Below are 7,982 nucleotides of genomic sequence, written 5' to 3'. Positions count from 1 at the left end.
GATGCTGGCCAGGTTGCTCGCCCACGCCTGGATCGAACCGGCGGTGTCGGTCTGCGAATCCAGCACCGGCTGGACGTCGTCGATGACCGTGGTCAAGGAATCGAGGTTCTCGCGCGCATCGATGGCCAGCGTCGTCGACCCGTTGACCAGCCGGCGCAAATCCGGTCCGAGGCCGCCGACGGCTTCGTAGGCCTCGTCGACGACGGTCCGCAGGTTGTCCTTCGGGATCGCCCGCAGCCCTTCGTTGGTCAGATTCAGCACGGTGTTCACATCGGCCGGCATCCGCACCCGGTCGGCCGGAATCTGGTCGCCGTCTTGCAGTTCGGGGCCGGCGCCGCTCTGCGGCAGCAGCTGGACGAACTGTTCACCCACCGCCGACTGGCTGCGCACCTCGGCGATCAGGTCCGCCGGGATCGGGACACCGGAATCCAGCGACAGCACCGCGGCCACCCCGGTATCGGTCAACGCCACGCTGTCGACGATGCCCACCTGCGAACCGCGATAGGTGACGTTGGAGCGCTCATAGAGCCCACCGGTCTCCGGCAACTCCAGGGTCACCCGGTACTGGCCGATCCCGACCAGCTGCGGCAGCCGCATGTAGCCGAACACCATGATGGCCACGAACGTGGCCGCCACCACCGAGAAGATCGCCAGCTGGATCAGCATCTGTCTGGTCACCCGCATGTCAACGCCCCTGATCCAAGCGGTACGGCGCGACCAGCGGATTGCCGCCGGGGGGCGGCACGTTCTGGTTGCACGGGCTGGGCATCTGCCCGACCGTGCGGCCCCACTGCAGCTCCAGCCAGGTCAGGTTGCACTCCCACCGGGTGCCGGTGAACAAGCCCTGGTCGATGCGCGACAGCGTCAGGTCCACTACCAGCGTCAGGTTGGCGTAGTCGCCGCGCATCCAGTTGGTCAGCGTCTCCTTCGGGAACGGGAAGGTGGGCAGGAAGCTCAACGCGCGGGTCAGTGCGGGCCCGGCGTCGGCCAGCGACTGCAGCACCGGCCCGATGTCCTCGAGCTCGGCGACCAGCGACTCCCGGGTCTGGTTGACCGAGTCGGCGGCCAGCGCGCTGAACCTGCCCAGCTGCACCAGCGCCTCGGACAACGCGTCGCGCTGGTCGCGCAGCACGGCCAGCGCGTCCGGGATGGTCTCCAGGGCCCGGTCCAGAACGGGTTTCTGCGCGGCGATCTGGCCCACCAGGTTGTTCAGGCTCTCCGAGGTGGCGATGATGTCGTCGGTCTGGTCGTCGAGGTGCCCGATCGCGATGTCGAGCTGCTCGATCAGGCTGCGCAGGTCGTTCTCGCGGCCGGAGAACGCCGTGGACAGCGCGGTGGTGATGTCCTGGATGTTGCCCAGCCCGCCGCCGTTGAGCAGCAACGCCACTGCGGCGAGCGCCTGTTCGGTGGTCGGGTATGCCCCGGAGGATTTCAACGGGATCACCGCGCCTTCGGTGAGCCGGCCCTGGGGCGTCTCGTCGGTGGGGGCGGCCAGCTCGATGTGCTGGGACCCCAGCAGGCTGGTCTGTCCGACGGTGGCGGTCGCGTTGGCGGGCAACACCACGTCCTTGTTGAGCGACATCGTCACCAGCGCATGCCAGCCCTGCCGCTCGATCTCGGTGACCGTGCCGACGTTGACGTCGCCGACGCGGACCCGCGAGTTGCGTTCGACGTTGTCCACGTCGGGCATCTTGGCCTGGATGGTGAACGACCCCGGCCCGACTCCCTGCACGCCGGGCAACGGAATGGAATTCAGTCCCTGCCAGCCACATCCGGACAGCACCAGCGCCAGGGCCAGGGTCATCGCGGTCAGTGTCGCCCTCATGAGCCGCCTCCCGCCGGGACCATCATGCCCATCAGCCCTTGGTCAGGGTTGGTCGGCGCCGCCTCGGCCGGCAGCAGCGGTCCGCTGACCGTGTCCGGGGTGGGCCCACTCGGCGCCGGAGCAGGCGCGGGTCCGGGATTCGGCGCCGCGGCCGGCGCAGGTCCTGGCCCCGCCTCCGCCGGCAGCGGGGCGGCGCCCAGCGGCGCGGGCGGCGGCGGACCGCCCGGCGGAATGTAGTCCGGGCGCAGCCAATCCTCGCTGTAGGTCAGCTCGTTGGGCCGCGTCGACGCTCCGACGAGCTGGTTGATCCCCAGCGGCAGGAAGTTGTACTGGCGGTTCTTCAGGATCGGCGCCAGGTACTGCACACACAGTTTCGCCGACTGCTCGGCGCCCAGCCGGGATGCGGCCTGCACTGCCCCGCACAGGAACTGGATCGGGTTGGCGAAGTTGTTGATCTGCGGCACGCTGCTGACCGAGCCCTGGGCGGGCTGCCAGATGTTGACGTAGTTCTGGAACGTGTTCGGGGCGACGTGCAGGAACTGCTTGATGTCGTCGAGGCTGTCGTTGAGCGACTGGGTGACGCCGGCGAGCTTCTCCGAGGTGGTCCCGAGGGCGTCGCGGTTCTCGGCGACGAAACTCTGCACCTCACCGACGGCGGCGCTGAGATCGCTGACCGCGCGGGCGACTTCGTCCGGGTCGTCGGCGAGCAGGCCGGTCACCGAGGCCAGGTTCTGGTTGAGCTGGCGCATCAGGTCGGTGCTGTCCTGCAGTGCCGACACCAGGGTGGCGAGGTTCTTGATGGTGGAGAAGATGTCGGTGCTGTGATCGCCCAGCGCCGAGAACGCCTGGGACAGCTTGACGACGGTGTCGCGAATGTTGGCGCCCTGGCCGCGCAGGTTGTCGGCGGTGGTGTTGATCGCCGACCCCAGCGGGCTGACCCCACCCGGCTCGGTCGGCTGCAGCGTCTCGCTGATCACCTGGAGCTGACGGCGCACCTGGTCCCACTCGACCGGAACCGCGGTGCGTTCGATCGGGATCAGGGTGTCGTCGGCCATGACAGGGCCTCCGGTGTAGGCCGGGGTCAGCTGGATGGCCCGGGAAGTCACCAGTGCCGGCGACAGGATCGCGGCCATCGCGTCGGCGGGCACCTCGTAGCGGTCGTCGTACCAGAACGTGATCTTGACCTGTTCGGGCTGCGGCTCGATCGCCTCGATGCTGCCGACCCGCACTCCGAGGATGCGGACGTCGTCGCCGACGTAGATGCCGTTGCTGTTCTCGAAGTAGGCCACCACGTTGACCCTGCTGACCTTGTCGGTGGCGCGGACCAGCACCGCCACGCCGGCGACGAGCAGCGCCACCAGCGCGACGGCGACCCAGGTGCGTGACTTCTTCATGGTGTGCCCTCCACCGGATCCAGCGGCGGCGCTTCACCGGGCAGCGGGACGACGACCGGGCTCGGCGTCGGCAACGGCGTGGACGCCAGGCCGGGCGGTGCGATCGCCGGCGGGCCCGGGGGCGGGCCGCCCGGCGGCGGTGCGGGCTCGGGTTCGCGGTACGGGTAGCAGCCGGTGGGCCCGGGAAGCGGAATTCCGGGCGGTCCGCAGCCCTGGTCCCCGGGATTGCCGGTGATGGCGTCGGGCAGCGTCAGATGCGGGTCGCCGCCCTGGCCCGTGCGGGGATAGGGGATCGGCATCGCCGGGGTGCCGGGCTGGCCGACCGGCGGATCGCTGAGTTCGGACGGCAGCAGGACGTTGGGGTCCAGGCCCAGGTCGGAGAAGGCCACATCGATGAACGGTTGCAGGAACTGTCCGGGCAGCAGGTTGGCCACGTAGGTCTTGAAGAACGGACCGGCCGACACCGACTCGCCCAGCGACATCGAATAGCCGTTGAGCAGGCTCAGCGATTCCTCGAGGCGCTCCTTGCGGTTGTCCAGGATCGTCAGCACCCCGTTGAGCTTGTCCAGGGCCGGCTTCATGGTCTCCCGGTTCTCGCCGATGAAGCCCTGCAACTGCGCGCTGAGCGCCGAGATGTTGCCGGCGATCTCGTCGACCGCCGCACTCTGGGTCTGCAGTTCGGCCATCAGCGCATTGGTGTTGGCGATCAGGCTGACCACCTGGTCGCTGCGCTCGGCCAGCACGGTGGTCGCGGTGTTGGCGTTCTCGAGCAGGCTGCGCAGCTGCTCGTCGCGCCGGTTGAGGGTGTCGGAGAACCGCGCCACGCCCTCGACGGCGATCCGCAGCTGCGGCGGCGTGTCGGCGAAGGTCGCCGAGAGCACCCGCAGCGATTCGGAGAGCTGGTCGGTGTTCAGCCCGCTGATCGTGGTGGCCAACTCCCCCAACGCATCCGGCAGCTGGTACGGCGAGCGGGTGCGGTCCAGCGGGATGGTTCCGTCCTGCTGGCCCTCGCCGCGCGCGAACACCTCGAGGATCTTGGTCCCCAGCAGCCCCTTGGTCTTGATCGCGGCCTCGGTGCGATCACCGAGACGGATGTCACCGTCGACGGTGAAGGTCACCAACACCCGGGGACCGTCGAGTTCGATGGACTGGACCTGCCCCACCCGGAAGCCGGAAACCTGCACGGCCGCATCGGTGTTCAGGCCGCCCGCCTCGGCGAAGTAGGCGGTGTACTCGCGGCCGGTGTCGACGAAGGGCAGCCGTTCGTAGTTGACCGCGCCGAGCACGATCGCGGCGGTGAGACCCAGCCCGACACCGCCGATGAGCAACTGGTTGCGTTCGCTGAAAGGCCTCATCGCGGTGCACACCTCCCCGTGGACTGGCCGGCGACCTTGACGTAGACCGGCTGCCCGCCCTTGCCGTTGAGCTTCAGCACGAGGTCGCAGAGGTAGAAGCTGAAGAAGTCACCGTAGATGCCCTGCCGGGCGAGCACCCGGTAGGCGTCGGGCAGGGTGTTGATCAGGTTGTCGAAGTACTCGTGGTCGGCCACCACGATCCCGGCCGCCCGGTCGGTCTCGTCGATGGTCTTCTTCAGCGGCGGGCGCGCTTCGGCCAGCAGGTCGGCGATCGTGCCGGCCGCGGCGTTGGTGTAGGCCAGGCCGTCGGCGATGTCCGGACCGCGCGCCTCCAGAGTCTCCACCAGCTCCGACAGCGCCGTGACCGCCTTGCCGAACTGCTCGCTCTGGCCGCCCAGCGAGCCCAGCACGGTGTTGAGGTTGACGATGACCTCGCCGATCAGCTGATCGCGGTCGGCCAGCGTGCTGGTCAGCGCCGCGGTCTGGGCCAGGAACGAGTTGATGGTGCCCCCCTGCCCCTGCAGCGCGGTGATGAGCTGACCGGACAGTGCGTTGATCTGGTCGGGATCCAGCGCCTGGAACAGCGGCCGGAAACCGCCGATCAGTGCGTCCAGATCCAGTGCGGGCGAGGTGCGCGCCAGCGGGATGGTGTCGCCCGGGCTGAGCTGCCTGGTGCCACCCACACCCTCCTCCAGCGCCAGATAGCGGCCGCCGATCAGGTCGTCGTACCGGATGACGGCCCGGCTGCCCTCGGTGAGCACCACCGACTGGTCGGCGTCGAACTCCACCAGTGCCGTGGTGTCGGGCTGGATCTCGACGTTCTTGACCTTGCCGACCTCGACGCCGGCGATGCGGACGAAATCGTCGGCCTCCAACCCGGTCACGTTGACGAACTCGGCCCGGTAGTTCTGCCGGTCCTCGCCGAAGCGCAGCTGCCCGAACACCGCGTACAGACCGAACACACCGAGCAGGCAGACAGCCAAGAACACGCCGAGACGCAGCGCGTCGCGTCGGATGTTGGCTGTCATCGCCTTACCTCTCGTTCTGGTGGTCGGTCAGGGTCACGGTGGGCCCGGCGCGGCCGGGACCGGCGGCGGGACGTACGGGTAGGGCACGGCCGTGGGCTGCAGCTGCATCGGGTGCTCGACGATGAACGGCTCCCGGCCGGGCGTCGGCCCGGGATCGCGCGGCGCTCCCGGCGGCGGCGCCGGCGGCAGACCGGGCCACAGCGGGGTGCCGTCGGGTGCGTAGAGCTGGGCTCCGTACGCCGGGGCCCCGGGGTACGGGATCGGGCCGATCGCCGGACCGCCGAACAGGTTGCGGATGCTCGGCGCTTCGGGAACGGCGCGGGTGGTCGGCAGGTAGTTGGCGTACATCGGGAACGCGATGCCCGGGTTGGGCCGCCAGTCCAGCCCGCTGCCGAACCCGGTGTTCGTCACCAGCTGACGCACCGGCCAGTTGTCGGCGACGATGGGCAGCGAACCGCAACCCGGCTTACCGCCGGGCCCCCCCTTTGCCCCGATGATCGGCAGGTGGTCCGGGTAGCGGTACGGATCGTCGCCGAAGGTCAGCCCCGTGTCGAACACGATGGTGCGGCCGTTGCCACCCGGCGCCTCGTAGCCGCCCTCGTCGAGCAGGCGCTTGGCCCCCACCAGCAGACAGGTGTACTCGGGGTTGTACTTGTAGAGCAGGTTGGTCGTGGGCTCGAGCACGTTGATCGCCTTGACCAGGTTGTCCTTGTTGGGGGCCAGCAGGTTGATCCCGCTGTTGGACAGCCCGATCGTCGACAGCAGCAGGGCGTCGAGCTCATTGGCCCTGTTGACCACCGTAACGCTGGTGGTGCTCGCCGCGTCCAGCGTGGACAAGATGTTCTGCGTTGCGGCGCTGTAGGTTTCGTTGAAGGCCGTCAGCGCCTGCAGATCGGAGCGGATGGTCTCGTTGCGCGGGTTGAGCTCCAGCAGCACCTGGTTGGCGTCGGTGGTGGCCTGGCCGATCCGCTCACCCTGCCCGCGCACACCGTCGGCCAGCGCCGACAGGGTGCTGTTGAGCTTGGCGACGTCCACCTGGTCGAGCACCTCGACCAGGTTCTCGAAGACGGTGTTGACCTCGGTGGTCACGTTGCGGGAGACCAGAACCGCACCCGGCTCCAGCCGCGCGGCGGCGGGGTCGGCGGGCATCACCAGGTCGACGAACTTGGCGCCGAACACGGTGGTCGCCCTGATCTGCGCCTCGACGTTGGCCGGGATGTACTCGAGTTGGTCGTCGTCGATCTCCAGCTTCAGCGCCACCGGCGATTCGGTGGAGCCGGTGACGCCGATCTCGGCGACCCGGCCCACCTGCACCCCGCGCAGCTTGACGTCGGCGTTGGTCTCCATGACCAGACCCGCCCGGTCGGAGGTCAACGTCACCGGGGTGGTGGCCCGCAGCGATCCGGTGAACAACGCCCACGTCAGCCAGATGGCCGCGGCGAACAGCGCCACCAGGATGAGCGTCCACCAGCCGGGCTTGAGACCTTCGTCGTCCATCGCCTCAGCCCGCCAGGTTGAAGTTGCCGGATTGCCCGTACACCGCGAGGGAGATCATCACGAGCACGAACGCGGACAGGATCAACGAGGTGCGCACCGCTCGACCCACCGCCTCGCCGACGCCGGCCGGGCCGCCGCGCGCGGTGAACCCGTAGTAGGTGTGCACCAGCATGATGACCACCGCCAGGGCCACACACTGGATGAAGGACCAGAACAGGTCGATCGGGTTCAGGAACGTCCGGAAGTAGTGGTCGTACACGCCGGTGGACTGCCCGTAGAGCACGGTGGTGCCGAATCGCGCCGCCCAGAACGAGGCCACCACGCCGACGCAGTACAGCGGGATGACCACCAGCAGGCCGGATACCACCCGGGTCGAGGCCAGATAGGCGACGCTGCGGATGCCCATCACCTCGAGCGCATCGATCTCCTCGTTGATGCGCATCGCACCCAGTTGCGCGGTGGCACCGGCGCCGATGGTCGCCGACAACGCGATCGCGGTGGTGCCCGGAGCGATCAGGCGCACGTTGAAGAACGCCGAGGCGAACCCGGTGAGCGCCTCGACGCCGATCTCGGCGAAGTCGGTGTAGCCCTGCACGGCCACCAACGCGCCGGTGGTGACGGTCAGAAAGCCGACGATGGCCACGGTGCCGCCGATGATGATCAGCGCGCCGGCCCCCAGCCCCATCTGGGCGATCAGGCGGAGCAACTCGACGCGGTATCTGGTGACGGCGAAGACGATCGAGCGCAGGGTGCGGCCGTAGAACTTGGTCTGGACACCGACGCTGTTCCAGGGGTCCGCCACTGATCGGAACCGGGCTTTGAGCCACGGGAACTGGGAATGGGGCCGCGAAACCGTCACATCGTCACCTTGACCGCGACAGCC

General features: G+C 68.8%; 7 protein-coding genes. All 7 read right to left on the bottom strand.

Translation table 11 applies throughout. The features are described from left to right. Positions 1-666, bottom strand: a 666-nt coding sequence (locus ACN27A_RS33855; RefSeq protein WP_421458991.1) for an MCE family protein, incomplete at its 3' end; no start/stop codon positions are given. Between the two features lie 19 nt (positions 667-685). Continuing rightward, a complete protein-coding gene (locus tag ACN27A_RS33850) occupies positions 686-1,825 on the bottom strand; it encodes an MCE family protein (RefSeq protein ID WP_421458989.1) in 1,140 nt (379 codons plus the stop codon). Further along, positions 1,822-3,219: an MCE family protein gene (locus tag ACN27A_RS33845; RefSeq protein ID WP_421458987.1), complete on the bottom strand. Its 1,398-nt coding sequence runs from the start codon at positions 3,217-3,219 to the stop codon at positions 1,822-1,824. The genes ACN27A_RS33850 and ACN27A_RS33845 overlap by 4 nt, the downstream gene beginning before the upstream one ends. After that, entirely contained in the window at positions 3,216-4,574 is a 1,359-nt protein-coding gene (locus ACN27A_RS33840) for an MCE family protein (RefSeq protein WP_421458985.1), read from the bottom strand. Before ACN27A_RS33840 ends, ACN27A_RS33845 begins: the two co-directional genes overlap by 4 nt. Then, on the bottom strand, positions 4,571-5,602 hold the full coding sequence (locus ACN27A_RS33835; protein WP_421458983.1) for a virulence factor Mce family protein: 1,032 nt from the start codon (positions 5,600-5,602) through the stop codon (positions 4,571-4,573). The genes ACN27A_RS33840 and ACN27A_RS33835 overlap by 4 nt, the downstream gene beginning before the upstream one ends. Positions 5,603-5,635: 33 nt before the next feature. Continuing rightward, positions 5,636-7,099 carry an MCE family protein gene (locus ACN27A_RS33830; RefSeq protein ID WP_421458981.1) on the bottom strand — a complete coding sequence of 488 codons (1,464 nt, stop codon included), beginning with the start codon at positions 7,097-7,099 and terminating at the stop codon, positions 5,636-5,638. A gap of 4 nt (positions 7,100-7,103) precedes the next feature. Then, the gene (locus tag ACN27A_RS33825) at positions 7,104-7,958 is read right to left on the bottom strand and encodes an ABC transporter permease (protein ID WP_421458993.1); all 855 of its coding nucleotides are present in this window, start codon (positions 7,956-7,958) and stop codon (positions 7,104-7,106) included. Positions 7,959-7,982: the final 24 nt, after the last annotated feature.

The organism is Micromonospora sp. WMMD737 (assembly GCF_049179055.1).
Lineage (GTDB): Bacteria > Actinomycetota > Actinomycetes > Mycobacteriales > Micromonosporaceae > Micromonospora > Micromonospora reichwaldensis.
Note: the sequence above shows the minus strand (reverse complement) of the source record. Positions and strands in the feature narration are given on the sequence as shown.

What these genes read in the sequence shown, in the direction of transcription:
- ACN27A_RS33850 (WP_421458989.1), bottom strand. Translation starts at nt 1,825, where the DNA reads ATGAGGGCGACACTGACCGCGATGACCCTGGCCCTGGCGCTGGTGCTG.
- ACN27A_RS33845 (WP_421458987.1), bottom strand. Translation starts at nt 3,219, where the DNA reads ATGAAGAAGTCACGCACCTGGGTCGCCGTCGCGCTGGTGGCGCTGCTC.
- ACN27A_RS33840 (WP_421458985.1), bottom strand. Translation starts at nt 4,574, where the DNA reads ATGAGGCCTTTCAGCGAACGCAACCAGTTGCTCATCGGCGGTGTCGGG.
- ACN27A_RS33835 (WP_421458983.1), bottom strand. Translation starts at nt 5,602, where the DNA reads ATGACAGCCAACATCCGACGCGACGCGCTGCGTCTCGGCGTGTTCTTG.
- ACN27A_RS33830 (WP_421458981.1), bottom strand. Translation starts at nt 7,099, where the DNA reads ATGGACGACGAAGGTCTCAAGCCCGGCTGGTGGACGCTCATCCTGGTG.